This is a genomic window from Paraburkholderia caledonica NBRC 102488 (genome assembly GCF_000685095.1).
Lineage (GTDB): Bacteria > Pseudomonadota > Gammaproteobacteria > Burkholderiales > Burkholderiaceae > Paraburkholderia > Paraburkholderia caledonica.
Genome location: NZ_BAYE01000003.1, coordinates 464,438 through 491,032, shown reverse-complemented (window position 1 = coordinate 491,032; position 26,595 = coordinate 464,438). Strand labels below are relative to the sequence as shown.

25 protein-coding genes and 1 tRNA gene are annotated in these 26,595 nt (G+C 61.2%); 4 read left to right on the top strand and 22 right to left on the bottom strand.

What is annotated here, in order from left to right; genetic code table 11:
- Positions 1–13: 13 nt before the first annotated feature.
- The 3 genes from nuoL to BCA01S_RS09300 are packed head-to-tail and all read right to left on the bottom strand — an operon-like array spanning position 14 to position 3,125.
- Positions 14–2,095, bottom strand: a complete 2,082-nt coding sequence (gene nuoL, locus BCA01S_RS09310; RefSeq protein ID WP_027776667.1) for an NADH-quinone oxidoreductase subunit L — start codon at positions 2,093–2,095, stop codon at positions 14–16.
- A 17-nt stretch (positions 2,096–2,112) separates the two neighbouring features.
- Complete coding sequence (nuoK, locus tag BCA01S_RS09305; RefSeq protein ID WP_013339863.1) at positions 2,113–2,418, bottom strand: NADH-quinone oxidoreductase subunit NuoK; 306 nt, start codon at positions 2,416–2,418, stop codon at positions 2,113–2,115.
- A 20-nt stretch (positions 2,419–2,438) separates the two neighbouring features.
- A complete protein-coding gene (locus BCA01S_RS09300; RefSeq protein ID WP_027776666.1) occupies positions 2,439–3,125 on the bottom strand; it encodes an NADH-quinone oxidoreductase subunit J in 687 nt (228 codons plus the stop codon).
- On the opposite strand from BCA01S_RS09300, the gene BCA01S_RS37940 reads away from it, so the two are divergent.
- Positions 3,115–3,342: a hypothetical protein gene (locus BCA01S_RS37940; protein ID WP_156955041.1), complete on the top strand. Its 228-nt coding sequence runs from the start codon at positions 3,115–3,117 to the stop codon at positions 3,340–3,342. The two genes, BCA01S_RS09300 and BCA01S_RS37940, sit on opposite strands and share 11 nt — an antisense overlap.
- On the opposite strand, the gene nuoI is transcribed toward BCA01S_RS37940, so the two are convergent.
- From nuoI to BCA01S_RS09215, 16 genes are all read right to left on the bottom strand, one after another.
- On the bottom strand, positions 3,339–3,827 hold the full coding sequence (gene nuoI / locus BCA01S_RS09290) for an NADH-quinone oxidoreductase subunit NuoI (RefSeq protein ID WP_027776665.1): 489 nt from the start codon (positions 3,825–3,827) through the stop codon (positions 3,339–3,341). The genes BCA01S_RS37940 and nuoI overlap by 4 nt on opposite strands.
- A gap of 15 nt (positions 3,828–3,842) precedes the next feature.
- Entirely contained in the window at positions 3,843–4,907 is a 1,065-nt protein-coding gene (nuoH, locus tag BCA01S_RS09285; RefSeq protein ID WP_020069587.1) for an NADH-quinone oxidoreductase subunit NuoH, read from the bottom strand.
- Complete coding sequence (nuoG, locus tag BCA01S_RS09280; protein WP_027776664.1) at positions 4,908–7,241, bottom strand: NADH-quinone oxidoreductase subunit NuoG; 2,334 nt, start codon at positions 7,239–7,241, stop codon at positions 4,908–4,910.
- Positions 7,242–7,401: 160 nt separating this feature from the next.
- Positions 7,402–8,730, bottom strand: a complete 1,329-nt coding sequence (gene nuoF / locus BCA01S_RS09275) for an NADH-quinone oxidoreductase subunit NuoF (RefSeq protein ID WP_020069585.1) — start codon at positions 8,728–8,730, stop codon at positions 7,402–7,404.
- The gene (gene nuoE, locus BCA01S_RS09270; protein ID WP_006052900.1) at positions 8,727–9,212 is read right to left on the bottom strand and encodes an NADH-quinone oxidoreductase subunit NuoE; all 486 of its coding nucleotides are present in this window, start codon (positions 9,210–9,212) and stop codon (positions 8,727–8,729) included. Before nuoE ends, nuoF begins: the two co-directional genes overlap by 4 nt.
- Positions 9,213–9,343: 131 nt before the next feature.
- Entirely contained in the window at positions 9,344–10,597 is a 1,254-nt protein-coding gene (locus BCA01S_RS09265) for an NADH-quinone oxidoreductase subunit D (protein ID WP_027776663.1), read from the bottom strand.
- Between the two features lie 9 nt (positions 10,598–10,606).
- Positions 10,607–11,209, bottom strand: a complete 603-nt coding sequence (locus BCA01S_RS09260; protein ID WP_020069583.1) for an NADH-quinone oxidoreductase subunit C — start codon at positions 11,207–11,209, stop codon at positions 10,607–10,609.
- A 20-nt stretch (positions 11,210–11,229) separates the two neighbouring features.
- Positions 11,230–11,709, bottom strand: coding sequence for a NuoB/complex I 20 kDa subunit family protein (locus BCA01S_RS09255; protein WP_006052903.1), 480 nt, complete (start codon positions 11,707–11,709; stop codon positions 11,230–11,232).
- 63 nt (positions 11,710–11,772) lie between these two features.
- Entirely contained in the window at positions 11,773–12,132 is a 360-nt protein-coding gene (locus tag BCA01S_RS09250; RefSeq protein ID WP_013339872.1) for an NADH-quinone oxidoreductase subunit A, read from the bottom strand.
- Positions 12,133–12,292: 160 nt separating this feature from the next.
- Positions 12,293–12,377, bottom strand: a tRNA-Leu gene (locus BCA01S_RS09245).
- Between the two features lie 112 nt (positions 12,378–12,489).
- A complete protein-coding gene (secG, locus tag BCA01S_RS09240) occupies positions 12,490–12,867 on the bottom strand; it encodes a preprotein translocase subunit SecG (RefSeq protein ID WP_027776662.1) in 378 nt (125 codons plus the stop codon).
- A gap of 82 nt (positions 12,868–12,949) precedes the next feature.
- On the bottom strand, positions 12,950–13,729 hold the full coding sequence (gene tpiA / locus BCA01S_RS09235; protein WP_027776661.1) for a triose-phosphate isomerase: 780 nt from the start codon (positions 13,727–13,729) through the stop codon (positions 12,950–12,952).
- Positions 13,730–14,006: 277 nt separating this feature from the next.
- Positions 14,007–15,023 carry an NAD(P)H-quinone oxidoreductase gene (locus BCA01S_RS09230; RefSeq protein WP_027776660.1) on the bottom strand — a complete coding sequence of 339 codons (1,017 nt, stop codon included), beginning with the start codon at positions 15,021–15,023 and terminating at the stop codon, positions 14,007–14,009.
- Positions 15,024–15,258: 235 nt separating this feature from the next.
- Positions 15,259–17,397: a polyribonucleotide nucleotidyltransferase gene (gene pnp / locus BCA01S_RS09225; protein ID WP_027776659.1), complete on the bottom strand. Its 2,139-nt coding sequence runs from the start codon at positions 17,395–17,397 to the stop codon at positions 15,259–15,261.
- Positions 17,398–17,754: 357 nt separating this feature from the next.
- Complete coding sequence (gene rpsO / locus BCA01S_RS09220) at positions 17,755–18,027, bottom strand: 30S ribosomal protein S15 (protein ID WP_006048211.1); 273 nt, start codon at positions 18,025–18,027, stop codon at positions 17,755–17,757.
- 207 nt (positions 18,028–18,234) lie between these two features.
- Complete coding sequence (locus BCA01S_RS09215; protein ID WP_027776658.1) at positions 18,235–19,551, bottom strand: branched-chain amino acid ABC transporter substrate-binding protein; 1,317 nt, start codon at positions 19,549–19,551, stop codon at positions 18,235–18,237.
- Positions 19,552–19,736: 185 nt separating this feature from the next.
- Between BCA01S_RS09215 and BCA01S_RS09210 the strand changes: the two genes are divergently transcribed.
- From BCA01S_RS09210 to BCA01S_RS09200, 3 genes are all read left to right on the top strand, one after another.
- A complete protein-coding gene (locus BCA01S_RS09210; RefSeq protein ID WP_027776657.1) occupies positions 19,737–20,288 on the top strand; it encodes a hypothetical protein in 552 nt (183 codons plus the stop codon).
- A gap of 233 nt (positions 20,289–20,521) precedes the next feature.
- Positions 20,522–21,157, top strand: coding sequence for a carbonic anhydrase (locus BCA01S_RS09205; protein ID WP_027776656.1), 636 nt, complete (start codon positions 20,522–20,524; stop codon positions 21,155–21,157).
- 76 nt (positions 21,158–21,233) lie between these two features.
- Entirely contained in the window at positions 21,234–22,814 is a 1,581-nt protein-coding gene (locus BCA01S_RS09200; RefSeq protein ID WP_027776655.1) for a SulP family inorganic anion transporter, read from the top strand.
- A 120-nt stretch (positions 22,815–22,934) separates the two neighbouring features.
- On the opposite strand, the gene BCA01S_RS09195 is transcribed toward BCA01S_RS09200, so the two are convergent.
- The 3 genes from BCA01S_RS09195 to BCA01S_RS09185 all read right to left on the bottom strand — a co-directional run bounded on the left by BCA01S_RS09195 (position 22,935) and on the right by BCA01S_RS09185 (position 26,484).
- A complete protein-coding gene (locus BCA01S_RS09195) occupies positions 22,935–24,482 on the bottom strand; it encodes a 2-isopropylmalate synthase (RefSeq protein ID WP_027776654.1) in 1,548 nt (515 codons plus the stop codon).
- A gap of 469 nt (positions 24,483–24,951) precedes the next feature.
- On the bottom strand, positions 24,952–25,821 hold the full coding sequence (pssA, locus tag BCA01S_RS09190) for a CDP-diacylglycerol--serine O-phosphatidyltransferase (RefSeq protein ID WP_027776653.1): 870 nt from the start codon (positions 25,819–25,821) through the stop codon (positions 24,952–24,954).
- 24 nt (positions 25,822–25,845) lie between these two features.
- A complete protein-coding gene (locus BCA01S_RS09185) occupies positions 25,846–26,484 on the bottom strand; it encodes a phosphatidylserine decarboxylase (protein ID WP_027776652.1) in 639 nt (212 codons plus the stop codon).
- Positions 26,485–26,595 lie beyond the last annotated feature (111 nt).

Genomic DNA, 26,595 nt, shown 5'->3' with positions numbered 1-26,595 from the left:
AGTGTCCCTCGCCTTATTTGCCGCCGAGCGTTACAAACAGGGTCAGGAGCCCCAACATGCCGATAATCATGGCGAACGCGTAGTGATAGATGTAGCCGGATTGGAGGAAGCGGATCACGCCGGCGAACCAGCCGATGAAACGTGCGCTGCCGTTGACGATACCGTCGATCACGACGACGTCGCCTTCCTTCCAGAGACCACGGCCAATTGCCACGGCGCCCCGCGCGAACACGACTTCGTTGATCTTGTCCATGTAGTACTTGTTGTCGAGCAGCGTGTAGATCGGTCCAAACGCGCGCTTGATGGTAGCCGGCAATTCGGGACGAACGAGATACAGGAACCATGCGACGACCACACCCGCGAGCGCCAGCCAGACTGGCAGACCCGCCACCGAGTGCAGCCCCATCGCCGCCCAGCCGTGGAACTCTTCCGCCATTTCATGCAATGCGGGATGGTTTTCGCCGATGAAGATCACCTTGTCGAACGCCACACCGTGCTGGAAGAAGTCGCCGAACAGCATCGGACCGATTGCGATTGCACCGATCACGACAGAAGGAATCGCCAGCAGCACGAGCGGCAGCCAGACGACCCAAGGCGTTTCATGCGGCTCGTGAGCGTGACCGTGGTCGTCGTGACCATGACCATGTCCATGACCGTGGTCGTCGTGGCCATTGCCATGACCGTGTGCCGCGGCTTCCGCGCCCATCGGCGATTCCGGATGCTTCGGATCGCGGAAGCGCTCCTTGCCATGGAACACCATGAAGTACATACGGAACGAATACAGCGCCGTAACGAAAACGCTGGCCACCACGGCGAAGTATGCAAAGCCCGAACCCGGCAGATGCGACAGCTTCACCGCGTCGATGATCGAGTCTTTCGAATAGAAGCCTGAGAAGAACGGCGTGCCGATCAGCGCGAGCGAACCAACGAGCGACGTGATCCACGTAATGGGCATGTACTTGCGCAGGCCGCCCATATTGCGCATGTCCTGATCGTGGTGCATACCGATGATCACCGAACCAGCGCCAAGGAACAGCAGTGCCTTGAAGAACGCGTGCGTCATCAGGTGGAACACGGCGACCGGATAAGCCGAGGCGCCGAGCGCGACCGTCATGTAGCCGAGCTGCGACAACGTGGAATATGCCACCACACGCTTGATGTCGTTCTGGACAATCCCGAGGAAGCCCATGAACAGCGCGGTAATCGCACCGATCACCATGACAAACGACAGCGCCGAATCCGACAGTTCGAACAGCGGCGACATGCGCGTGACCATGAAGATACCGGCCGTCACCATGGTTGCCGCGTGAATCAGCGCGGAAATCGGCGTCGGACCTTCCATCGAATCGGGCAGCCACACGTGCAGCGGAAACTGCGCCGACTTACCCATTGCACCGATGAAGAGGCAGATGCAGGCCACCGTCAGCAGGCCCCAATCGGTGCCCGGAAAGCTCAATGCCGCGAGCTCGGTGCGCTTCGCAAACACGTCGCCGTAGTTCATCGATCCGGCAAACGCGAACAGCAGGCCGATACCCAGCAGAAAGCCAAAGTCGCCGATGCGGTTCACGATAAACGCCTTCATGTTCGCGTACACCGCGGACTGACGCGTGAAGTAGAAGCCGATCAGCAGATACGACACGAGACCCACTGCTTCCCAGCCGAAGAACAGCTGCAGGAAATTGTTGCTCATTACGAGCATCAGCATCGAGAACGTGAAGAGCGAGATGTACGAGAAAAAGCGCTGATAACCGTCGTCGTCGGCCATGTAGCCGATCGTGTAGATGTGCACCATCAGCGACACGAAGGTCACGACGCACATCATCATTGCCGTCAGCGAATCGACGAGGAAGCCGACCTCGAACTTCGTCTTGCCGATCGTCATCCATTCGTAGACGGTCGCGTTGAAGCTCGCGCCGTCTAGCACCTGGAAGAACACCATCATCGACAGCACGAACGAAATCGCAACGCCGAGAATGGTGACCGAGTGCGCACCCGCGCGCCCTACCGCCTTGCCGAACAGCCCAGCAATCAGGGAACCGGCCAGCGGTGCCAGCGGAATCGCTAGCAGCAGGTTTTCATTGAGTATCGTGGACATAACCGCTTTTCCTGAAATTAACCTTTGAGCTGATCGAGATCTTCGACATTGATCGTGTCGAGGCTACGGAACAGGGTCACCAGAATTGCGAGGCCGATCGCCGCTTCCGCTGCCGCAACCGTCAGCACAAAGAAGACGAAAATCTGGCCATGCACGTCGCCGAGGTAATGCGAGAAAGCGACGAAGTTGGTGTTCACCGCGAGCAGCATCAGTTCGATCGCCATCAGGATGATGATGACGTTGCGACGGTTCAGGAAAATGCCAACGACGCTTATCGCAAAGAGAATCGCGCCGAGCACAAGGTAATGAGCAAGGGTCAACATGGTTTCTATCTCCTGTCCGCTCAGCTGTTCTTGGCAGATGCCGAGTCGGCAGCTGCCGCCGCTGCTGCGGCTTCTTCCGCCGCGACGGTTGCCGCGCTCTTTTCCGACGGCATCTTGACGACGCGCACACGGTCCTGGGCACGCACCTTCACCTGCTGGCTGACGTTCTGGCGTTTGCTGTCTTTCTTGTGGCTCGTGGTCAGCGCGATTGCCGCGATGATTGCGACCAGCAACACGAGGCCGGCGACTTCGAATGCAAAGATGTAGTCGGTGTAGATCACCTTGCCGATCAGGCGGGTGTTCGACCAGTCGCCCATGCCGTTCGCGGCAGCGGTCGTGTCACGCACCACGGTGCTGGTCGCGCCGTAGCCGTGCCACAGGATCAGCGCGGTTTCGAGCACGATGATCGCGCCCACCACGGTGGCCATTGGTACGAAGCGTTTGAAGTCCTTGCGCAGCACGTCGATGTTGATGTCGAGCATCATCACGACGAACAGGAACAGCACCATCACGGCGCCCACATAGACCAGCACCAGCAGGATTGCGAGGAACTCGGCTTGCAGAAGCATCCAGATCGCGGCTGCGTTGAAGAACGCCAGCACGAGAAACAGTGCGGACGACACCGGGTTGCGCGAGGTGATCACCTTCAGCCCTGAAACCACCAGGAGCAGCGCGAAGATGTAGAACAGTACGGTCGTGAATTCCATGATTACCGGTTCATCGTTAGGCCATCGTCAGGCATTTTCTTTGGCACGTGTGTCTGGCAACAGCGTGAAAACCGCCAGAACAGCCGCACAGGTGCGCCGTGCCACGGCGCTCAGGCCGCCGCGGCGCTCGGCCCGACAACAGGCCGTGTTACTGCTGCATTTACTGATATCGATGCGCGACTGCCGCATCTACCGCTTCGACAACTCGAACGTTTAACGATACGGTGCGTCGGCAGCCTTGTTCACGGCGATCTCCGCTTCGTAGCGATCGCCCACGGCCAGCAGCATTTCCTTCGTGAAGTACAGATCGCCGCGCTTCTCGCCGTGATATTCGAGAATGTGCGTCTCGACGATCGAGTCGACCGGACAGCTCTCTTCGCAAAAACCGCAGAAGATGCACTTGGTCAGATCAATGTCGTAACGCGTCGTGCGGCGCGTGTTGTCCTCGCGCGTTTCCGACTCGATCGTGATGGCGAGCGCGGGACACACCGCTTCACACAGCTTGCATGCGATGCAGCGCTCTTCGCCATTCTCATAACGGCGCAACGCGTGCAGGCCACGAAAACGCGGCGAGATCGGCGTCTTCTCTTCGGGGAACTGCACCGTGACCTTGCGCTGGAACGTATAACGTCCGGTCAGCGCGAGGCCCTTGAGGAGCTCCGTCAGAAAGAAGGTCTTGAAAAAATTTTGGATTGCGGTCATGAGTTCATCCGCCCTTTATTTCCAGATATTCCACGGCGACATAATCCAGAAGCCGACCACCACCAGCCATACCACGCAAACCGGAATGAAAATTTTCCAGCCAAGACGCATGATCTGGTCATAACGGTAGCGCGGGAACGTGGCACGCGCCCAGATGAACACCGACAACAGCAGGAAGACCTTGAGGACGAGCCAGAAGATGCCGGGGATAAACGACAGGAACCCGAACGGTGCGCTCCAGCCCCCGAGGAACAATGTCGACGCCAAGGCCGAGATCACGATCATGTTGATGTATTCGGCGAGGAAGAAGAGCGCAAACGCCATCCCCGAGTAATCGATCATGTGGCCCGCGACGATTTCCGACTCCCCTTCCACCACGTCGAACGGGTGACGGTTCGTTTCGGCGATGCCCGAGATGAAGTACACCACGAACATGGGCAGCAGCGGCAGCCAGTTCCACGACAGGAAGTTCAGGCCGTGCGATGCAAAGAAGCCCTGCTCCTGCGAATTGACGATGCCCGACAGGTTCAGCGTGCCCGCCGTCATCAGAACGACGACCAACGCGAAGCCCATTGAAATTTCGTAGGAGACCATCTGCGCTGCGGCACGCATGGCGCCGAGGAACGCGTACTTCGAATTCGACGCCCAGCCGGCCAGAATCACGCCGTACACGCCGATCGACGAAATCGCGATCGCATACAGCAGACCCGCGTTGATGTCGCCGAGCACCGCGCCCGCCTGGAACGGAATGACCGCCCAGACCGCGAAGGCCGGCACCACCACCATGATCGGCGCGATCAGGTAAATCCAGCGGCTTGCCTGAGCAGGCTGGATCACTTCTTTCAGCAACAGCTTCAGCACGTCGGCGATAGGCTGCAGGAGACCCGCCGGGCCGACGCGGTTCGGGCCGAGACGCACGTGCATCCAGCCGATCAGCTTACGCTCCCACAGAATCAGGTAAGCCACGCACAGCAGGATCACGACGGCCACCACAAGGATGCGCACCAGTGCCCACACCGTAGGCCATGCCACACCGAGAAGCTGGGTGCCGCCCGAGTTGATCGTATCGAACAAGCTCATTTACGCCTTCTCCACCACCAGTTCACCGAACAGGCTGCCCAGCGCTGCACCGGCAGGCGTAGCCGCCGATACGCGGACGACCGTTTCCGCAAGATTCGCGTCGCGCACGGCCGGCAACTGCACCGATTGCTCGCCCTGGCGCACGCGAACCGCGTCGCCTTCTTTCAAACCCAGTTTGTCGAACAGCGCAGCCGGCAGGCCGACGTTGTTCGCGGCACGCGCCGCGGCGGTCAGATGCAGCGACTCCGCGCGACGGACGAGCGCGTCGGCGTGATAGATCGGCACGTCGGCGATCCGCTCGAACCTGCCTTCCGCCGCCTTAGCCGTCTTGCCGCGTGCAACCGCCACGCCTGTTCTGTTCGACAGACGCGACTGCAGTTCGCCGTCGCCGAGAGCAGCCTGGCGAACTTCTTCCGCTGTGTCGTATTCGAAGCCGGGCACGCCCAGCAGGCTGCCCAACACGCGCAACACCTTCCATGCCGGGCGCGTGTCGCCGAGCGGACGCACGACGCCGTTGAACGACTGCACCGTGCCTTCAGCGTTGACGAACGTGCCGGCCGTTTCCGTGAACGGCGCGATCGGCAGCAGCACGTCGGCGTATTCTGCGCCGGTCTGGAACGGCGACATCACGACAACCATTTCAGCTTGCGTGAGCGCCGCCAAAGCCTGAGCCGGATTCGCTGTATCGAATTCGGGTTCGACGTTCAGCAGCAGATAGCCCTTGCGCGGCTGTTCGAACACTTCGCGAGCATTCAGACCGCCCTCGCCCGGCAATGCGTTCACCAGATGCGCACCGACCGTGTTGGCGGCTTCCGTCATGAAACCGAGCGTTGCGCCGGTTGCATCCGCGATCCACTGGGCGGCCGCATGAATGACTGCGAAATCCGGATGACGCACCGCACCGTTGCCGAGCAGCACGAGACGGCGTTCGCCGGTTGCGAGCGATTTCGCGACTTCCTTGTCCGAGTCCGTAGCTTGTGCGCTCGAGAAAGCTTCAGGCAGCGCCGTACCGTTCGCTTGTGAGACCGCCGATGCAATGCCAGCCAGCGTATCGAGCCACGCGGACGGCGCTGCGGCCAGGCGCTGACCTTGCGGAATCAGCGCGTCGTCGCCCGTTGCCTGGACCAGCGTGAGCTTCGCGCCGCCCTTTGCGGCCTGACGCAGGCGCGCGGCGAACAGCGGATGGTCGCGACGCAGATCGGAGCCGATCACCAGAGCGGAGTCGATGTTCGACAGATCCGCAATCGCGGTGCCGAGCCACGGCGTGCCGTTGACCGGAGCCGAGAAATCCGACTGACGCAGACGGAAGTCGACGTTAGGCGTGCCGACCGCTTGAGCGAGTTGCTTCAGCAGGAACAGTTCTTCGACCGTGCTATGGGCGCTGCCAAGCGCGGCCAGCGCGTTCGCGCCGTGGTCGCCCTTGATGCCCTTCAGACCCTTAACCACGTAGTCGAGCGCGGTCTGCCAGTCGGTTTGGACCCACTTGCCGCCCTGCTTCAGCATAGGCTGCGTCAGACGCTCCGGGCTATTCAGGCCTTCGTACGAGAAGCGGTCCTTGTCCGAAATCCAGCATTCGTTGATGGCTTCGTTTTCGAACGGCAGAACACGCATCACGCGGTTGTTCTTCACTTGCACCACGAGGTTTGCGCCGACAGAATCATGCGGGCTCACCGACTTGCGGCGCGACAGTTCCCATGTACGTGCGCTGTAGCGGAACGGCTTGCTGGTCAGCGCGCCGACCGGGCACAGGTCGATCATGTTGCCCGACAGTTCGGAGTCGACCGTCTTGCCGACGAACGACGTGATTTCCGAATGCTCGCCGCGGCCCAGCATGCCGAGTTCCATCACGCCGGCCACTTCCTGGCCGAAGCGCACGCAGCGCGTGCAGTGAATGCAACGCGACATTTCTTCCATCGAGATCAGCGGGCCGACATTCTTGTGGAACACGACACGCTTTTCTTCGCTATAACGCGACGACGACTTGCCGTAGCCCACCGCCAGATCCTGCAACTGGCACTCGCCGCCCTGATCGCAGATCGGGCAATCCAGCGGGTGGTTGATCAGCAGGAATTCCATCACGGCTTGCTGGCCCTTCACCGCCTTGTCCGACTTCGTGCGCACGATCATGCCGGCCGACACTGGCGTCGCGCATGCGGGCACGGCCTTCGGCATTTTCTCGACATCGACCAGACACATCCGGCAGTTGGCCGCAATCGACAGCTTCTTGTGATAGCAGAAGTGAGGAATGTACGTGTCGACCTTATGCGCAGCCTGGATCACCATGCTGCCTTCAGGCACTTCTACTTTCTTGCCGTCTATTTCAAGTTCAACCATGATGGTCAATCTTCCTTAACCTGTTACCGCTCAATCGTTCGCCCCGTTCATCGCCCGTTCAGGCAATGAAATCCCGTGGTTGACGTGTTCTGGTACGTACCTGTGCAGCATTCCTATGGAGCGCTTGTCCGGTCGCTTACCGGGGTCGCTTACCGCCCTCTCAGGCAGCCACTGTTTCCGCAGCCGCCGCGGCGCCCGCATGACCGCCGACGAGGCAATGCTTGTGAGCGACGTGATATTCGAATTCGTCCCAGTAGTGCTTGAGCATGCCGCGCACCGGCATGGCCGCTGCATCGCCGAGCGCGCAAATCGTGCGGCCCATGATGTTTTCCGCAACCGAGTTCAGCAGATCCAGATCTTCCGGACGGCCGAGGCCGTGCTCGATGCGATGCACGACGCGGTACAGCCAGCCCGTGCCCTCACGGCAAGGCGTGCATTGACCACACGACTCTTCGTAGTAGAAGTACGACAAACGCAGCAGCGAACGCACCATGCAGCGCGTCTCGTCCATCACGATGACCGCGCCCGAGCCGAGCATCGAGCCGGCCTTGGCGATGGAATCGTAGTCCAGGTCGGTCTGCATCATGACGTCGCCCGGGATCACCGGTGCCGACGAACCGCCTGGAATCACAGCCTTGATCTTTCTGCCGCCGCGCATGCCACCAGCGAGCTCCATGAGCGTCGCGAACGGCGTGCCGAGCGGAACCTCGTAGTTGCCCGGACGCTCGACGTCGCCCGAGATCGAGAAGATCTTCGTGCCGCCGTTGTTCGGCTTGCCGATTTCCAGATAATTCTGCGGGCCGATCGCGAGCAGGAACGGCACAGCCGCGAACGTCTCGGTGTTGTTGATCGTGGTCGGCTTGCCGTACACGCCAAAGCTCGCGGGGAACGGCGGCTTGAAGCGCGGCTGGCCTTTCTTACCTTCCAGCGACTCGAGCAGCGCGGTTTCTTCGCCGCAGATGTAGGCGCCGTAACCGTGGTGCGCATGCAGTTCGAATGAGAAGCCCGAACCCATGATGTTCTCGCCGAGGAAACCTGCGCGGCGAGCTTCGTCCAGCGCTTCTTCGAAGCGCTTGTAGACTTCCCAGATTTCGCCGTGGATATAGTTGTAGCCGACCGTGATGCCCATCGCGTATGCGCCGATGGCCATGCCTTCGATCAGCGAATGCGGATTGAAGCGCAGGATGTCGCGGTCTTTGAACGTACCCGGCTCGCCTTCGTCCGAATTGCAGACCAGGTACTTTTGACCCGGAAACTGACGCGGCATGAAGCTCCACTTCAGGCCGGTGGGGAAACCCGCACCGCCACGACCGCGCAGACCCGACGCCTTGACGTCGGCGATCACCTGCTCGGGCGGAATCTTTTCTTCAAGGATGCGACGCAGCTGGGCGTAACCGCCGCGCGCCACATAGTCTTCGAGATGCCAGTTGTCGCCGTTCAGGCCAGCGAGAATCAGCGGTTTGATGTGACGATCGTGTAAAGACGTCATTTCGAAAGTTCCTCGAGCAGCTGGTCGATCTTCTCGCGGCTCATGAAGCTGCACATGCGATGGTTGTTCACCAGCATCACCGGCGCGTCGCCGCACGACCCCATGCATTCACCTTCTTTCAAGGTAAATTTGCCGTCAGCCGTGGTTTCGCCGAAGTCGATGCCGAGCTTCTGCTTCAGATATTCAGCGGCGCTGTCGGAGCCGCCGTCCGGGCCGAGTTGACACGGCAGGTTCGTGCAGAGCGTGATCTTGTGCTTGCCGACAGGCGACGTCTCGTACATCGTGTAGAAGGTTGCCACCTCCTGCACGGCGACTGCCGGCATGCCGAGATAGTCCGCGACGAACTGCATGAGTTCGGGCGACAGCCAGCCATGCTCTTCCTGAGCAGTGGCCAACGCCGACATCACGGCGGACTGTTTCTGATCGGCGGGATACTTCGCGATCGCACGATCGATTTCTTTCAGGCCTTCAGCTGAGATCATTTTCAGACACGACTCTTTCAATTCCTACCGAACGAAAACCTGTCGCTCACTTCGTGCTGCGACAGACCCGGCGTTCCTTGCTTGACGCGCGCTTTCGGAACTTCCTGAAGGCGCGCGCCGATGATTACGTCCTAGCGATCTACTTCGCCGAACACGATATCCTGCGTGCCGATGATCGTTACGGCGTCGGCGATCATGTGACCGCGCGCCATTTCGTCGAGCGCGGACAGATGCGCGTAGCCGGGTGCGCGGATCTTCAGGCGATACGGCTTGTTCGCGCCGTCCGACACCAGGTAGATACCGAACTCGCCCTTCGGATGTTCGACGGCGGCGTAAGCCTCGCCTTCCGGTACGTGGAAGCCTTCCGTAAACAGCTTGAAGTGGTGAATCAGTTCTTCCATGTTCGACTTCATGCCCACGCGCGACGGCGGAGCAACCTTGTGATTGTCGATCATCACAGGGCCCGGATTCTTGCGCAGCCACTCAATGCACTGTTTCACGATTCGCGTGGACTGGCGCATTTCTTCGACGCGAACCAGGTAGCGGTCGTAACAGTCGCCGTTCACGCCGACGGGAATGTCGAAATCCAGCTTTTCATAGACTTCGTACGGCTGCTTCTTGCGCAAATCCCATTCGATGCCAGACCCGCGCAGCATTGCACCGGACATACCCATTTGCAGGGCGCGCTCCGGGCTGACCACGCCAATGCCGACCAGACGCTGTTTCCAGATCCGGTTGTCGGTGAGCAGCGTTTCGTATTCGTCGACGCACTTCGGAAAACGCGTGAAGAAATCGTCGATGAAGTCGAGCAACGAACCCTGACGGTTCTCGTTCATCTTCGACAATGCCTTCGCATTGCGAATCTTCGACGCCTTGTACTGCGGCATCGCGTCCGGCAGGTCGCGATAGACACCACCCGGACGATAGTAAGCCGCGTGCATCCGTGCGCCGGACACTGCTTCGTACACGTCCATCAGATCTTCACGCTCGCGGAACGCGTACAGAAACACCGCCATTGCGCCGACGTCGAGCGCGTGCGCGCCGATCCACATAAGGTGGTTCAACACACGCGTGATTTCATCGAACATCACGCGGATGTATTGGGCACGTACCGGCACGTCGATGCCGAGCAGCTTTTCGATTGCCATTACATAGCCGTGCTCGTTCACCATCATCGACACGTAGTCGAGACGGTCCATGTACGGCACCGACTGAATGAACGTTTTCGTTTCGGCGAGCTTTTCAGTCGCGCGATGCAGCAGGCCGATGTGCGGATCGGCGCGCTGGATGACTTCGCCGTCGAGCTCCAGCACGAGACGCAGCACGCCGTGCGCTGCCGGGTGCTGAGGACCGAAATTGAGCGTGTAGTTCTTGATCTCTGCCATGGCGTTCTCTTAGTGTTTCAGACCGCCATAGCGATCTTCGCGGATCACGCGTGGCGTGATTTCCCGCGGCTCGATCGTCACAGGCTGATAGACGACGCGCTTTTCTTCCGGGTCGTAACGCATTTCGACGTACCCGGAGACAGGGAAATCTTTGCGGAATGGGTGACCAATGAAACCGTAGTCGGTCAGGATACGGCGCAGGTCCGGATGGCCTTCGAAGACGATGCCGTACAGGTCGAATGCCTCGCGCTCGTACCAGTTCGCCGAATTCCACACGTCGACCACCGATGGCAGGATGGGCATTTCGTCGTCGGGCGCGAACACGCGAAGCCGCACACGCCAGTTGTTCTGCACCGACAACAACTGCAGAACGGCCGCGAAACGCGGACCGTCATAAGCGCCGTCGGCATAGGTTTGATAGTCGACGCCGCACAGGTCCATCATCTGCTCGAAACCGAGCGAGCGGTCGTCGCGCAGACGCGTTGCCACGTTGAGGTAGTCGCTTGCTTTCACGACGATTGTCAACTCACCGATTGCCTCGGTGGTGCTCAGCAGGAGGCCGCCAAATGCCGCCTCGAGGTTCGCTTTCAGGGTCTCGAGTTTGCTTGCCATATTGTGGGGGAGGCGTTGCCTTATTGACGGGCGATTGTGTTAGTGCGACGAATCTTGGCCTGCAACTGGATCACGCCGTACACCAGCGCTTCCGCTGTTGGCGGGCAGCCCGGTACGTAGACGTCGACCGGCACGATGCGGTCGCAGCCACGTACTACCGAATACGAGTAGTGGTAGTAGCCGCCGCCGTTCGCGCACGAGCCCATCGAAATCACCCAACGCGGCTCGGCCATCTGGTCGTACACCTTGCGCAGAGCCGGCGCCATTTTGTTGCAAAGCGTGCCGGCGACGATCATCACGTCCGATTGACGCGGACTCGGACGAAACACCACGCCAAAGCGGTCGAGGTCATAACGGGCAGCGCCCGCATGCATCATCTCGACCGCGCAGCACGCAAGACCGAACGTCATCGGCCACAGGGAGCCGGTACGCGTCCAATTGATCAGTTTGTCAGCCGTTGTGGTGACAAACCCTTCCTTCAAGACCCCTTCGATACTCATTTGCTTTCCACTCCAGACGGGGCGGCAAGCCTTGGCCACCCACGCAAACCGGCGATTAAACCATCATTCCCAGTCGAGGCCGCCCTTCTTCCAGATATAGGCGAAGCCCAGCAGGAATTCGAGCAGGAAAATCATCATCGCCATGAAGCCGGGCCAGCCGATGTCGCGCAGGGCGACGCCCCACGGGAACAGGAACGCGGTTTCAAGGTCGAAAATGATGAAGAGAATGGCGACGAGGTAATAGCGCACGTCGAACTTCATGCGCGCATCTTCGAATGCTTCGAAGCCGCACTCGTACGGTGCGTTCTTCTCGGTGTCGGGCTTGTTGGGACCGAGGATCTTGCCAATACTGACCAGTGCTACGCCTAAACCGGTGCCCACAACGAGGAACAACAAGACGGGGAAATAGGCTGCGAGGTTCAAGACTATCCTCAATCGGTTGGTTCTGAGTGCCGTCAGGAGCATAGCACCCCTGACGCGAAATCACTTCTGAGACGTACATGCCACGGATTGAGTGCAATCCGTGCGCCAGAAGTGAAAATGCCAGCCGAAGCGAAGCAAGCGGCTGGCATTAGATAACATTTGGTGCCGACGGCGAGACTCGAACTCGCACAGCTTTCGCCACTACCCCCTCAAGATAGCGTGTCTACCAATTTCACCACGTCGGCACTGTATGCAATCCGGGAAAACAACTTATAAAACCCGCGAATCGCTTCAAGACTTAGATTGTATCTGCTCTAAACAGTTTGTTCAACGCACAAAACCACTTTCTACGAAAATTTATTTCGGCACGTCGGTAGCAGGCACGGACGCGGCCGATGCCGCCAACGCGCCCGAAGTACCTGCCGGTGCCGAAGCGGCAGAAGCTACAACAGGTGCCGTAGCCGTCGCACCGAGCACGCCTGCAGAAGGCTTTGCGCGATACGCGCCGAGGTAGGTCAGCGTCAACGTAGTTACAAAAAACACCGCGGCGAGCACTGCCGTTGTCCGCGACAAAAAGTTTGCCGATCCAGTGGCGCCGAACAGGCTGCCCGACGCTCCACTGCCAAAAGCCGCGCCCATATCGGCGCCTTTGCCGTGCTGCAGCAAGACGAGGCCGATGACCCCGAGCGCCGACAACAGCTGAACGACGATAATCAATGTTTTCAAATACAGCATTACACTCACCTGAGTCTTTATTTAGCCGGGCCTCGCAGGCTGCGAGCCCCGGAATGGGTCATCCTCGACGAAGGCGAGCCACTTAAGTCGCGGCTGTCGTTGCAGCCGCCGCCTTGCAGATCGCCAGAAAATCCTGGTCCTTCAACGACGCGCCGCCGATCAGGCCGCCGTCGATATCCCGCTGGCTGAACAACTCTTCCGCGTTGTCCGGCTTCACACTGCCGCCATACAGCAGCGTCACATTCGCGACACTGGCGCCCTTTGCCGCAAGACGCGAGCGCAAGAAAGCGTGCACCGCCTGCGCCTGCCCGGAACTCGCGCTCTTGCCCGTGCCGATCGCCCAAACGGGCTCGTACGCAACCACGATACGCGCCGCTTCCTCCGCCGACAGCTTCGCCAGCACCTCGTCGAGCTGCACGCCGACCACCTGCTCGGTCGATCCGGCTTCGCGCTCCTGGAGCGTTTCGCCGACGCATACGATCGGCGTCAATCCCGCCTCGAGCGCGCGCTGTGTCTTTACGGCGACCAGTTCGGCGCTTTCGCGATGATAGGCGCGGCGCTCCGAATGCCCGACGATGGCAAACGCGGCGCTGAAATCCGCCACCATTTGCGCAGCCACCTCACCGGTATAAGCACCGTGCGTGAAAGCGGAAATGTCCTGCACGCCCCACACCACCCGGCTGCCTTCCAGCAGCGACTGCGCTTGCGCGAGGTACGGGCTCGGCACGCAAACACCGACGCGCACGTCAGCCGGGAGTTCTGCGGCACCTTTCGCCACCGCCTGCAACAGCCCCGCGTTGTCGGCGAGACACCCGTGCATCTTCCAGTTACCAACTACCAGTTTCGCTCGTTGCGTCGACATCGTCTCGTCTTGCCCCTTGTCGTCTGCTTGCGGTGCCTTGGCGGCGGGCTTTCGCGTGCACCCTTTGCGTACACCCTTTGCGTACACCCTTTGCGTACACCCTTTGCGTGCACCCTTTGCGTGCACCCTTTGCGTGCACCCTTTGCGTGCACCCTTTGTGTACCTCGCAGCCCGCCTTTCGAATTCATGCAGCGTGCGCAAAACGCGCAATTTTACTGCGTGGGCGAGATCGGGTCAAACAAGCCTGCGCACACCGAATCCCGCCCGGGAGCCTGCATCAAGCGTCCTGACCCCAGGTCAGCACGATTTTGCCGACGTGCGTGCTGCTTTCCATCAGCGCATGCGCTTCAGCAGCCTGCGCGGCAGGAAACACGCGATGCACCACCGGCTTGATCCGACCGTCTTCCAGATGCGGCCACACCTGCGCCTTGAGTTGTGCGGCAATTTTCGCCTTGAATTCGACCGGCCGGGGACGCAGCGTCGAACCGGTCACCGTCAAGCGGCGGCGCAGCACCTCGTTCAAATTCAATTCCGCCTTCGCACCGCCCAGCAGCGCGATCAGCACAATGCGCCCGCCGTCGGCGAGTGCCGTGAGTTCGCGCGACACGTAGCTGCCCGCCACCATGTCGAGGACCACGTCCACGCCACGGTCGTTAGTCAGCGACTTGATGACTTCGACGAAGTCTTCCGTCTTGTAGTTGATGGCACGTTCCGCGCCCAGCGCCTCGCACGCACGACACTTTTCGTCCGAGCCGGCGGTTGCGAACACGCGAAAACCCAGCGCATGTGCAATCTGGATCGCGGTGACGCCGATACCGCTCGAGCCGCCCTGCACCAGCAAAGTTTCGTTCGGGCCACCCTCGCCCTTGCCGAGCTGCGCGCGATCGAACACGTTGCTCCAGACCGTAAAAAAAGTCTCGGGCAGCGAAGCCGCTTCGACATCGGACAGGCCGTTGGGCACCGGCAAGCATTGCAATAGCGGCGCGGTCGCATACTCGGCGTAGCCGCCGCCCGCTAGCAACGCACATACGCGATCGCCGATTTTCAGGCCGAACGGATTGTTCTTTCCGTCGATGTCGCCGCCGACGATCTCGCCCGCCACTTCGAGCCCCGGCAGATCGGAGGCGCCCGGAGGCGGCGCATAGGCGCCCTTGCGTTGAAACACGTCCGGACGGTTGATGCCAAAAGCCGCCACCTTGATCAGCACCTCCCCCGCTTTCGGCTGCGGCGTAGGCCGCTCCGCGAGCTTGAGAACTTCCGGCGCTCCGAATTCCGTGATTTCGATCGCTTTCATCTGCGTCAGCTCCAAGATTGGATTGCGTTGCGTACCCGCGTTCGTCCGCGTTCCCTGCATTGTCGCCGGATCACGGCAATCAGGCACGAGCCGCGTGAACCGCCGATAAAACCGCCGCTTCGACCCGGTTATTCGCCTGTCGAATCGGATCTGTCTGCAAGGCAATCCACCCTGCGCCCATCATGAAAAACGGCCGGCGCGCGTACGCGCTGCCGGCCGTTGTGAAGCTACCGCTTTACTGCGGCGTCGGCTCGCCTTGCGGCGCGCCGTCGTTCAGCAACGCCTTTGCCGACAGACGCACACGACCCTTTTCGTCCGTCTGGATGACCTTGACCTTCACTTGCTGGCCATCCTTCAGGTAGTCGTTGATGTCCTTGATACGCTCGTTGGCGATTTCGGAGATGTGCAGCAGACCGTCCTTGCCCGGCAGGATGTTCACGATCGCGCCGAAATCGAGCAACTTGAGCACGGTGCCTTCGTACACCTGACCCACTTCGACTTCAAGCGTGATGTTCTCGATACGCTTCTTCGCTTCGGCCATGCCTTCGCTGCTGGTGCTCGCGATGGTCACGACGCCGTCGTCGGAAATATCGATCGTCGTGCCGGTTTCTTCCGTCAGCGCGCGGATCACCGAACCGCCCTTGCCGATCACGTCGCGGATCTTTTCCGGATTGATCTTGATGGTGATCATGCGCGGTGCGAACTCCGACAATTGCGTGTTCGCGCCCGACACCGCCGAAGTCATCTTGCTGAGGATATGCATGCGGCCTTCCTTCGCTTGCGCGAGGGCGACCTGCATGATTTCCTTCGTGATGCCCTGGATCTTGATGTCCATCTGCAGTGCGGTCACGCCATGTTCGGTGCCCGCCACCTTGAAGTCCATGTCGCCGAGGTGATCTTCGTCGCCGAGGATGTCAGTCAGCACGGCAAACTTGTTGCCTTGGAGAATCAGGCCCATGGCGATGCCGGCGACGTGCGCCTTCATCGGCACGCCGGCGTCCATCAGCGCGAGGCAGCCGCCGCACACCGAAGCCATCGACGAAGAGCCGTTCGATTCCGTGATTTCCGACACGACGCGGATGGAGTAGCCGAATTCGTCGGCGCTAGGCAGGCATGCGGCGAGCGCGCGCTTGGCGAGACGGCCGTGACCGATTTCACGGCGCTTCGGCGAACCGACGCGGCCCGTTTCGCCGGTCGCGAACGGAGGCATGTTGTAGTGAAGCATGAAACGTTCGCGGTACTCGCCTTCGAGCGCGTCGATGTTCTGCTCGTCGCCCTTCGTGCCGAGCGTCGCGACCACCAGCGCCTGCGTTTCGCCGCGCGTGAACAGTGCCGAGCCGTGCGTACGCGGCAGCACGCCGGTACGGATTTCGATCGGGCGCACGGTGCGCGTGTCGCGGCCGTCGATACGCGGCTCGCCGTTCAGGATCTGCGTACGGACGATCTTTGCTTCGATGTCGAACAGCACGTTGCCGACGGTTGCCTTGTCGGCCGCCACGGTGCCGCTTGCCGACGCGTCTTGTTCCAGCTTCGCGGAAACTGCTGCGTAGATTTCTTTCAGCTTGGTCGAACGCGCCTGCTTGTCGCGGATCTGGTATGCGGCGAGCAGTTCGGCTTGCGCCAGTTCCGTCACGCGCGCGATCAGCGGCTCGTTCTTCGCGGCCGGTTGCCAATCCCATTCGGGCTTGCCGCCTTCGCGGACCAGATCGTGGATCGCGTCGATCGCGATTTGCATCTGCTCATGGCCGAACACCACGCCGCCGAGCATGACTTCTTCGCTCAGTTGCTGCGCTTCCGATTCCACCATCAGCACCGCGCGTTCCGTGCCGGCGACGATCAGGTCGAGCGCCGATTCCTTCATTTGCGGACGCGTCGGGTTCAACACATATTCGTTGTTGATGTAGGCCACGCGTGCAGCGCCGACCGGGCCGTTGAACGGCAAACCGGACACGGCGAGCGCCGCCGACGCGCCGATCAGCGCGGGAATGTCAGCGGGAATTTCCGGGTTCAGCGACAGGACGTGGATCACGACCTGGACTTCGTTGTAGAAGCCTTCCGGGAAAAGCGGGCGCAACGGGCGGTCGATCAGGCGCGAGATCAGCGTTTCGCCCTCAGACGGACGGCCTTCGCGGCGGAAGAAACCGCCGGGGATCTTGCCGGCGGCGTAGGTCTTCTCGAGATAGTCGACGGTCAGCGGGAAAAAGTCCTGGCCCGGCTTGGCCGTCTTGGCGCCCACCACGGTCGCCAAAACCACGGTGTCTTCGACGTCGACGATCACCGCACCGCTCGCCTGGCGAGCAATCTCGCCGGTTTCGAGGCGAACGTTATGTTGTCCCCACTTAAATTCTTTGACGATCTTGCTGAACATAGTCATTGCTTTTCCTCATCGTTATGCCGCGCGGACCAGAAGCGGCGCGGCAACGCCAGGACCGGCGCCGCATGGGAAGAGTAGTGTTATGCCATTCCAGGGAGCCACGCTCTGCGCCGTCTGCATTGCTTACGTCGACTAAGCGCGCGAATCGCTGGAATGACACAAAGCTCCGCCCTGAAGCCCGGCCATGTTTCTGTATTTGCTGCTTTTCTACTGCTTTTACTGCTTACTGCCCCGCCACATGAACCGGCACGCCGCGGCGGACTACAGGCTGTGCGCCCCACATGAAGCGCACCGCGCAAAAACAAAATGCCTGTATCAGTGGAACTGACACAGGCATCTTGCTGAACGACTGGCCGATTACTTACGCAGACCCAGCTTCTCGATCAGTGCGCGGTAACGATCCGCGTCCTTACCCTTCAGGTAGTCGAGCAGCTTGCGGCGGCGGCTCACCATGCGCAGCAGACCGCGGCGGCTGTGGTGATCTTTCGCGTGTGCCTTGAAGTGAACGGTCAGTTCGTTGATGCGGGTCGTGAGCAGCGCGACCTGAACTTCGGGGGAGCCGGTGTCGTTGGCTGCGCGTGCGAATTGCGCAACGACTTCGGACTTCTTGCTTGTATCAACTGCGGACATGTCGATTTCCTTGAGAACTAGACAGGCGGTCACGGAAGAAAGGCCGTGCCGTGGGTTACCCGTGCGAACTAGCGCTGCCAGACACCTTGCATGACAGCCGGTACCGCAACGGGACGCGTATTGTAGCACAGCGCGATTCCGCCGCGAACCCTGCCTGCCGCGCCGGACAGCGACCGCGAGGACGCCGCGCGCGCGGGCAACAACCGGTCAGGGGCGCTTCATCTTGCACACGCTCGCTGGAACGGTGCGCTCAGCCGGCAACGCCAGCACCGTGCGGAAACCGAAGCCGGAGCCCTCGTTATCGAAGCGCACGCCGCGCGTGCCGACCTTGTCCATTTCCATCACGTAAAGCGGCTGGATCAGTTGATGATCGTCCGCGCGCATCCACGACGGGTGGAAGCCGTTGTCGAACCGGATGCCTTCGAGCGCCCGCGCGACCGCCGCAGGATCGGCGCTTTTCGCCCGATTCATCGCCGCGGCGAGGGTTTCGATCATCAGCGGCATGCGCAGGATCGGGTAGTCGTCCTGCGCGGCCGGGAAGCGGGTGCGAAACGCCTCGTACCAGGCGTCGGAGGCCGCGCCGCCCGCGTTGGGATGCCAGTCCGCGACGGCAATCACCCGCCCGACGCCCGCGTCGCCCAGTGCGGCAGGCGCGCCGAGACTGTTGCCGTAAAACGTGTAGAACTTCGTGTCGAGCCCCTGCTCACGCGCCGCCTTGACGAGCAGTGTCAGATCATTGCCCCAATTGCCGGTAATGACGGCGTGCGCGCCGCTCGCGCGAATTTTCGCGACGTACGGCGAAAAATCCTTCACACGGCCAATTGGATGGAACTCGTCGCCGACCACGGCAATGTCCGGGCGCTTCGCCGACAGCGCCGAACGCGCGAGACGGCTCACGTCGTGACCGAAGCTGTAATCCTGGTTCAGCAGATACACCTTCTTCACCGCCCGGTCGCGCTCGATCACGTCGGCGAGCGCGTCCATGCGCATACCCGCATGCGCGTCGAAGCGAAAGTGCCAGAAACTGCAATTGGCGTTGGTCAGTGCCGGGTCGTCGGCGGAATAGTTGAGAAATAGCTCGCGGTTGCCCGGCTCGCGGCTGTTCTGCTTTTCAATTGCGCCGATGAGCGCCGCCGCGACCGCCGAACTGTTGCCCTGCAGGATATAACCGATGTGACGGTCGGCCGCGCTACGCAGTTGCGTCAGCGCCTCTTCGGTGCCGCCCTTGCTGTCCAGCACGACCAGCTCGAGCGGATGAGCGCCGTCCGCAAGCTTCACACCGCCGCGCGCATTCACCTGTTCGACGCCGTAACGCAGATTGCGCTCAACTGCCGCGCCGGCGTTCGCGAACGGACCTGACATGCCTTCGATCAGCGCCAGCTGGATCGGCGCGCCGGTCGACCCCGGCGCCGCTTCCGGTGTCTGGGTCGGTTGCGGCGTCTGCGCCGCAGCCGCGCAGGTCGCCGCCACCGTTACCGAGAGTGCCGCCAATGCTACGGCCGTCTTCCATTGCCACTTCGCCATCGTCCGTTCCGTCTGATTCGTCGAAGCGCGGATCATAGGGCGTCGACAATGGAATAAGCAAGCCGCTCCAACCGTTATCGTGCAGGCTGGCAAACGCGCGCGCATCGCGATTCTTTTACGGCGGCGCGTGTCAAAATAATCTGTGTTGATGATAAAAACGCTACTTGAAAGCCATCGGAGGAATCATGTTGAACCGCCATCGCCGTAAGGCGGCCTTGATCGTGGCGCCGGCTACCGGGCGCGTGCGCCGCGCGGCGCTCGTGTGCCTGAGCGCGCTCGCCCTCGCCGGCTGCGCGCAGCCCTGGCAGCAATACCAGGCGGGCGCGGACGAATCGACAATCGTCGCGCGCCTCGGCCCGCCGCGAGAAAGCTACGATTTGCCAAACGGCGGCAAGCGGCTCATGTGGCCGACCCAGCCAATGGGCGAAACGACCACCGCGGCGGACATCGACGCCTCCGGCAAGATCGTGACCGTCCGCCAGGTATTGCAGCCGAACGAGTTCTATCGCTCCGAAATCGGCAAGTGGACGAGAAGCGACGTGCTGGTGAATTTTGGCCGCCCGGTGGAGACGTCCTACTTCCCGCTGATGAAGCGCGAAGTCTGGACCTATCGCTATCTCGAGGACAACTACTGGTACATGATGTTCAGTTTCTATTTCGACGATCAGGGTGTGCTGCGTCTCACGCAGAAATCGCCGGACCCGTTGCACGATCCCGACCGCCGCAACTTGTTCTAGCATGCTGCGAGTCCTGCCCGCGCATCTCCCAAAACCGCTCCTTGGAGCGGTTTTTTTTATTTATTTCGCATAGCCACGAATTTTATTTCACACACAGGCCATTAATTTTTTGATAGAAAGGCTTTTGTAAGCATTGATCCGATGCAGGTCCGACTGCGGAACAACGAGCGCGACCACACGGCACAGCCGTGATTGCTGCACCGGACGATGCGCCCTTTTTGGAGCCGCTATCGATGAATCGTCCCAAACGCCTTCTCGTCGCCAACGTCGCATGGGCGCATGAAACCGCCGAGCGCAACCCCGAGTTTTTCCGCGATCTGGTACGCGGACAGAATCCGCACGTACTGTGGATCGGCTGCTCCGATAGCCGCGTGCCGGCCGAAACCATCACGCACTGCGAGCCTGGCGACCTGTTCGTACACCGCAACATCGCCAACCTGTTTCATCCCCACGACGACAACTCCGCGAGCGTCCTCGAATACGCGGTGCGCGTGCTCAAGGTCGGTCATGTGATCGTCTGCGGACATTATGGTTGCGGTGGCGTGCGCGCCTCGTTGTTGCCGCCCGACCCGAGCCTGCCGCACGTAAATCGCCGTATCGCGCCGCTCTGTTCACTCGCCAGGATTCATCGCGATGAACTCGACGCACACGCGAGCGAACGCGAGCGCGTCGACCGCCTCGCCGAACTCAACGTGCTCGAACAGGTCGGCCAGCTTCGGGCGAATCCGATCGTGCGCGACGCCGAGACTGCGCCGCTCGTGCACGGCTGGATCTTCGCGCTCGAAGACGGGCGCATCAAGGTGCTTGCGTCCGGTTACGAGGCCGACGATGCAATGACCTGCGAGACCGCCGCCCATAGCGCCGCCTGATGCGCGGCTTCGTTCGGGGCCTATCCGGTTCAGCCTTCGCCTGCGATCAGGCATCACTCATTCCAGCACCGACACCATGAACCTTCGAGCTTTCTTTTCGACATTTCAGCGCGACGTGCTTGCGGGCACTGTCGTTTTCCTCGTGGCTCTGCCGCTGTGCCTTGGCATCGCCAATGCGTCGGGCGTCGAGCCGTTTGCCGGACTTGTATCGGGCATCGTCGGCGGCCTCGTGGTCGCGGTTCTCAGCGGCTCGCGCCTGAGCGTCAGCGGACCGGCGGCGGGTCTCGTCGTGATCGTCGTCGACGGAATCGCGCAGCTTGGCAGCTTTTCGGCGTTCCTCGCGGCCGTGCTGCTGTCCGGCGCGATCCAGTTCGGCTTCGGTATGCTCAAGGCAGGCCGTTTCGCCGCCTATGTGCCCTCGCCGGTCATCAAAGGCATGCTGGCCGCGATCGGCGTCCTGCTGATCGTCAAACAGTTCCCGCTTGCGCTCGGGCTGGTCGCCGGACAAGCGGCAAACGACGCGCCCGCCGCAGCGCAAGCTGCCGGCACGATAGTCGCGCCGTTCGGCTCCGTGTCGCTCGTGGCCTGCGTGATCACGCTCCTGTCTCTGGCGATCCTGATCGGCTGGGAAACGCGCCCCATGCGCCGCTTTGCGCTGGTGCGCATCGTCCCAGCGCCGCTCGCGGTGGTCTTGCTGGGTATCGGCGCCACCTTGCTGCTGCACGTGCTGGCGCCGTCGCTCGCGCCGCCCGCCGAGCATCGCGTTGCGTTACCGTCGCTCGAATCGTTCGCGGCGTTGAGCGTCGCGCTCGAGTGGGCCGACTTCGGGCCGCATTTCGCGCAACTCGCGAACCCGGACGTGTGGCGCGTCGCGATCACGCTTGCGATCGTCGCTAGTCTCGAAACCTTGCTGAGCCTCGAAGCGGTCGAGCAGATCGACCCCGAACGACGCCCGGCGCCCCCCGATCGTGAACTGAAGGCCCAAGGCGTCGGCAATCTGATTGCGGGCGCGATTGGCGGCCTGCCGATTACGGCGGTGATCGTGCGCAGTTCCGCCAACGTGCATGCCGGCGCAAAAAGCCGTCTGTCGGCGATCATTCACGGCGTGCTGCTGCTAGTCAGCGTGTTTGCGTTGACGAGCGTCATCAACCTGATTCCGCTCGCCTGTCTTGCGGCGATCCTGATTTTCACGGGACTCAAGCTCGCCAAGCCGTCGCTGTTCGTCGCGGTCGCGAAGCAGGGTTTTGCGCCCTTCGCGCCGTTCATCGTCACGCTGGTCGGCGTGCTCGCGACCGATCTGCTGATCGGCATCGTGCTCGGCATTCTGTGCAGCGTGATGCTTGCGCTGTACGCCAATCTGCGCAGCCCGATCGTGCTTGCGCAACACGGCGATCATTACCTGCTGTCGTTCCGCAAGGACGTGTCGTTTCTCGGCAAGGTGCCGCTCAAGCACTACCTGCAGCAGATTCCCGACGGCGCGACGCTGATAGTCGATGCGACGCGCGCCGATTTCGTCGACCACGACGTGCGTGAACTGCTAGATACCTTTGTCGAAGACGCGCCACGCCGCGGCATTGCAGTCGAAGTGCGGCATCAGGCGCGAGGCCAGGCACGCGCGGCGCGCGGCTGGTCGATGCGACGTACGGCGACCGAGTAACGTGGGGAGACTGCGGCGAACGAGCGAGACCAGCATGCCGCAATAAAAAATGCCCCGCGCCACTCAAGGCGCGGGGCATCGTTTTCTGGCGACGGCAGCGCATGAGCCGCTGCCGCGAGTTCATTCGGAACGCTGCGGATTCACTTTGTCGACGTTCGAATAGAGCTTGTTGAGCGCAGAGATATAAGCCTTCGCGGACGCCGCGACGATATCCGGATCGGTGCCCACGCCGTTGACGATGCGTCCGCTCTTGGAAAGCCGCACGGTCACTTCGCCCTGCGCCTGAGTGCCGGTCGTGATCGCATTCACCGAGTAAAGCAGCAACTCCGAGCCGCTGCCGACTTCCGTTTCGATTGCGTTGAGCGTGGCATCCACGGGACCGTTGCCGCGCGCCTCGCCGGTGATCTCCTTGCCGTCCATCGCGAATACGATCTTCGCATGCGGTTGCTCGCCGGTCTCGGAATGCTGCGAGAGCGACAGGAACTTGTAGTGCTCCTTTTGCTGCGCTTCAGCCGATTCTTCGGTGACGATCGCAATGATGTCCTCGTCGAAAATCTCCGCCTTGCGATCGGCTAGTTCCTTGAAGCGGGCAAACGCCGCGTTCAGTTCGGCCTCGCTGTCGAGCGCGATGCCCAACTCCTGCAGACGCTGCTTGAACGCATTGCGGCCCGACAACTTGCCGAGCACGATCTTGTTTGCGCTCCAGCCCACGTCTTCCGCGCGCATGATCTCGTAAGTGTCGCGCGCCTTCAGCACGCCGTCCTGGTGAATGCCCGACGCGTGCGCGAATGCGTTCGCGCCCACCACCGCCTTATTCGGCTGTACGACAAACCCGGTGATTTGCGATACGAGCTTCGAAGCCGGGACGATCTGCGTCGTATCGAGACCGAGTTCGAGGCCGAAATAGTCTTTGCGAGTCTTCACGGCCATCACGATTTCTTCGAGCGACGTATTGCCCGCACGCTCGCCGAGACCGTTGATCGTGCACTCGACCTGACGTGCGCCGCCGATCTGCACGCCGGCCAGCGAATTCGCCACCGCCATGCCGAGATCGTTATGGCAATGCACGGAGAACACCGCCTTGTGCGAGTTCGGAATGCGCTCGCGCAGCGTCTTCACGAGGTTGCCGTAAAGTTCGGGCACGCCGTAACCAACGGTGTCCGCGATGTTGATGGTGGTCGCGCCTTCTGCGATCACCGCCTCCAGCACGCGGCACAGGAAGTCCATGTCAGAGCGGCTGCCGTCTTCCGGCGAGAACTCGACGTCGTCGGTGAATTTGCGGGCGAAACGAACCGCGAGCTTCGCCTGCTCGAACACCTGGTCCGGCGTCATGCGCAGCTTCTTTTCCATGTGCAGCGGCGACGTGGCGATAAACGTGTGAATGCGGAAACGCTCGGCGGGCTTGAGCGCGTCGGCTGCACGCTGGATATCTTTGTCGTTCGCCCGGGCGAGCGAGCACACCGTGCTCTCTTTAATCAGACCCGCGATTGTCTGGATCGAGTCGAAGTCGCCATTCGAACTTGCCGCGAAGCCTGCTTCGATCACGTCGACCTTCATCCGTTCGAGTTGCTTCGCGATACGGATTTTTTCTTCTTTCGTCATCGACGCGCCAGGCGATTGTTCGCCGTCACGCAGCGTAGTGTCGAAAATAATCAGTTTGTCGGACATGTCGAGTCTCCTGCGGAGTCGTTCAATTGTGGGAATCGGATATTGGAATGTGGATGCCGCCGCCGTTAGCGCCGCAAGCAACGCTCGACCATGGATGAAGCGCAACGGGCACCAGCCGGGTCAGTGCGACGGTCAGCGCAATAGATGCGCCGGCTTGTCGAGGTTCGCGGCGCGGCTCGATCGTGGCTCTTGATGGCTCTTGGTGGATTGCTGGTGGCACGATCGTGGCTCGTAGCGCCCCCCGCCCCTGCCGCATTTACTGCGACTGGAAAGCCAACGCGGACGTAGTCATCCAACGACTATAGCGGCATTCCCTTCGCCGTGCAATTGACGTCAAACCTCCGCGCAGCGAGCGTCAGAGCGAGATTGGGAGCGGCCCCCCGGAAATGAGAACGGCGACCCAAAGGTCGCCGTTCCGATACTTCGCAAGCTCTCGGACTGCACGTGCATAGCGTGCATGCACACAGGACTACCTGTCGTGCGCGACCGAACGAGCGGGATTTGCCCTGCCGCGGAGCGCCTGATAGCCCCAGAACACATAGCCGGACAGACCGTACAACACGAACAGGCCGAACAGCATCAGAGGCGGATCGGATGACACCAGAACGAACGCCACCACTACCAGCAGAATCACGCCGAACGGCACGCGATGCCGCACGTCGAGCGCCTTGCCGCTATAGAACGGCGCGTTGGACACCATCGTCACGCCGGCATAGATCGTCAGCACAAAAGCGACCCACGGCAGCCAGACGAGCTTGAGCGGCACGCGGTTGTCGGTGGCAAGCCACACGAAGCCCGCGATGAGCGCCGCGGCTGCCGGGCTCGGCATGCCCTGGAAGAAACGCTTGTCGACCACGCCGATGTTGGTGTTGAAGCGCGCAAGCCGCAACGCCGCGCCCGAACAGTAGACGAAAGCCGCAAGCCAGCCCCACCGGCCCAGATCCTTGAGGATCCACTCATACATGACGAGCGCCGGCGCAACGCCGAACGACACCATGTCGGACAGACTGTCAAACTGCTCGCCGAATGCGCTTTGCGTATGTGTCATGCGGGCGACGCGGCCGTCCATGCCGTCGAGCACCATGGCCACGAAGATCGCGATTGCCGCGACTTCGAAACGCACGTTCATTGCCTGGACGACGGCAAAGAAGCCGCAGAAGAGCGCAGCCGTGGTGAACGCGTTCGGCAGCAAATAGATACCGCGCTTTCTCAGGAACTGCTGACGCTGCGCGCGGCGACTCTCCACCACCGGCGAATCCGTAACGATCGGCTTGTTGCGGCGAAACGGACGCGGTAACGGTCCACTGGTGCGCGGTCGGCGCGGTTTGAATGCGGCCATTCGGACAATCTCCTTTGTGCCGCTTTACAGTTCAGCGAGGATCGTGGACGACGCCGACACCTTCTCGCCGATAGACACTCGCGGACGGCTACCCACAGGCAGGTACACATCGACACGCGAACCGAAGCGGATAAAGCCATAGCGCTGGCCGCGCGTAAGCGGCTCGCCAGCACGTACATAGCAAAGAATGCGCCGCGCGATCAGACCGGCGATCTGCACCGACGTAACCGTTTGCCCGCCGGCCATTTCGATCACGATTGCATTGCGTTCGTTTTCGAGCGAAGCCTTCTCCACTGCGGCATTCAGATAAGCGCCAGGGAAATATTCGACCTTCGAGATCGCACCGTCGACGGGCGAGCGCTGCGAATGGACATTGAACACGTTCATGAAGACGCTGATTTTCAGCGCTTCGCGATTGGCGTACGGATCATGCGCGGTTTCGACTGCGACGATGCGGCCGTCGGCCGGGCATAGCACGGCATTCGCCTGAGTCGGAATCGGGCGTGCCGGATCGCGGAAGAACTGCACGATAAAGATCAGGATCAGCCAGAACAGCCACGCAAAGCCGAATCCCGCGAAGGCGTGAACCAGTAATGCAACGACGGCCGCGATGGCGATGAACGGCCAGCCTTCTCGCGCGATGATCGGATGTGGGTAATTCATGGGTGGCTTCAGTATTTTTGTAAAACCGTAGGATAGCAAAAGCCGCCCGGGGTTCAGCACCCTCGGGCGGCTTTTTGCATTACCGGCGCATGCGGCGGTGCGCCGCGCCGG

Bases quoted from the DNA above. Each gene is read 5' to 3' on its own strand.
- BCA01S_RS09185 (WP_027776652.1), bottom strand. From the start codon at position 26,484: ATGAATTACCCACATCCGATCATCGCGCGAGAAGGCTGGCCGTTCATC.
- pnp (WP_027776659.1), bottom strand. From the start codon at position 17,397: ATGACTATGTTCAGCAAGATCGTCAAAGAATTTAAGTGGGGACAACAT.
- nuoG (WP_027776664.1), bottom strand. From the start codon at position 7,241: ATGGTTGAACTTGAAATAGACGGCAAGAAAGTAGAAGTGCCTGAAGGC.
- nuoH (WP_020069587.1), bottom strand. From the start codon at position 4,907: ATGAGCTTGTTCGATACGATCAACTCGGGCGGCACCCAGCTTCTCGGT.
- nuoF (WP_020069585.1), bottom strand. From the start codon at position 8,730: ATGACGTCTTTACACGATCGTCACATCAAACCGCTGATTCTCGCTGGC.
- BCA01S_RS09300 (WP_027776666.1), bottom strand. From the start codon at position 3,125: ATGGAATTCACGACCGTACTGTTCTACATCTTCGCGCTGCTCCTGGTG.
- BCA01S_RS09230 (WP_027776660.1), bottom strand. From the start codon at position 15,023: ATGAAAGCGATCGAAATCACGGAATTCGGAGCGCCGGAAGTTCTCAAG.
- BCA01S_RS09210 (WP_027776657.1), top strand. From the start codon at position 19,737: ATGTTGAACCGCCATCGCCGTAAGGCGGCCTTGATCGTGGCGCCGGCT.
- tpiA (WP_027776661.1), bottom strand. From the start codon at position 13,729: ATGTCGACGCAACGAGCGAAACTGGTAGTTGGTAACTGGAAGATGCAC.
- BCA01S_RS09195 (WP_027776654.1), bottom strand. From the start codon at position 24,482: ATGTCCGACAAACTGATTATTTTCGACACTACGCTGCGTGACGGCGAA.
- nuoL (WP_027776667.1), bottom strand. From the start codon at position 2,095: ATGTCCACGATACTCAATGAAAACCTGCTGCTAGCGATTCCGCTGGCA.
- nuoI (WP_027776665.1), bottom strand. From the start codon at position 3,827: ATGACCGCAATCCAAAATTTTTTCAAGACCTTCTTTCTGACGGAGCTC.
- BCA01S_RS09200 (WP_027776655.1), top strand. From the start codon at position 21,234: ATGAACCTTCGAGCTTTCTTTTCGACATTTCAGCGCGACGTGCTTGCG.
- BCA01S_RS09215 (WP_027776658.1), bottom strand. From the start codon at position 19,551: ATGGCGAAGTGGCAATGGAAGACGGCCGTAGCATTGGCGGCACTCTCG.
- nuoK (WP_013339863.1), bottom strand. From the start codon at position 2,418: ATGTTGACCCTTGCTCATTACCTTGTGCTCGGCGCGATTCTCTTTGCG.
- BCA01S_RS09265 (WP_027776663.1), bottom strand. From the start codon at position 10,597: ATGGCAGAGATCAAGAACTACACGCTCAATTTCGGTCCTCAGCACCCG.
- rpsO (WP_006048211.1), bottom strand. From the start codon at position 18,027: ATGTCCGCAGTTGATACAAGCAAGAAGTCCGAAGTCGTTGCGCAATTC.
- secG (WP_027776662.1), bottom strand. From the start codon at position 12,867: ATGCTGTATTTGAAAACATTGATTATCGTCGTTCAGCTGTTGTCGGCG.
- nuoE (WP_006052900.1), bottom strand. From the start codon at position 9,212: ATGATCTCAGCTGAAGGCCTGAAAGAAATCGATCGTGCGATCGCGAAG.
- BCA01S_RS09260 (WP_020069583.1), bottom strand. From the start codon at position 11,209: ATGGCAAGCAAACTCGAGACCCTGAAAGCGAACCTCGAGGCGGCATTT.
- BCA01S_RS09205 (WP_027776656.1), top strand. From the start codon at position 20,522: ATGAATCGTCCCAAACGCCTTCTCGTCGCCAACGTCGCATGGGCGCAT.
- BCA01S_RS09255 (WP_006052903.1), bottom strand. From the start codon at position 11,709: ATGAGTATCGAAGGGGTCTTGAAGGAAGGGTTTGTCACCACAACGGCT.
- pssA (WP_027776653.1), bottom strand. From the start codon at position 25,821: ATGGCCGCATTCAAACCGCGCCGACCGCGCACCAGTGGACCGTTACCG.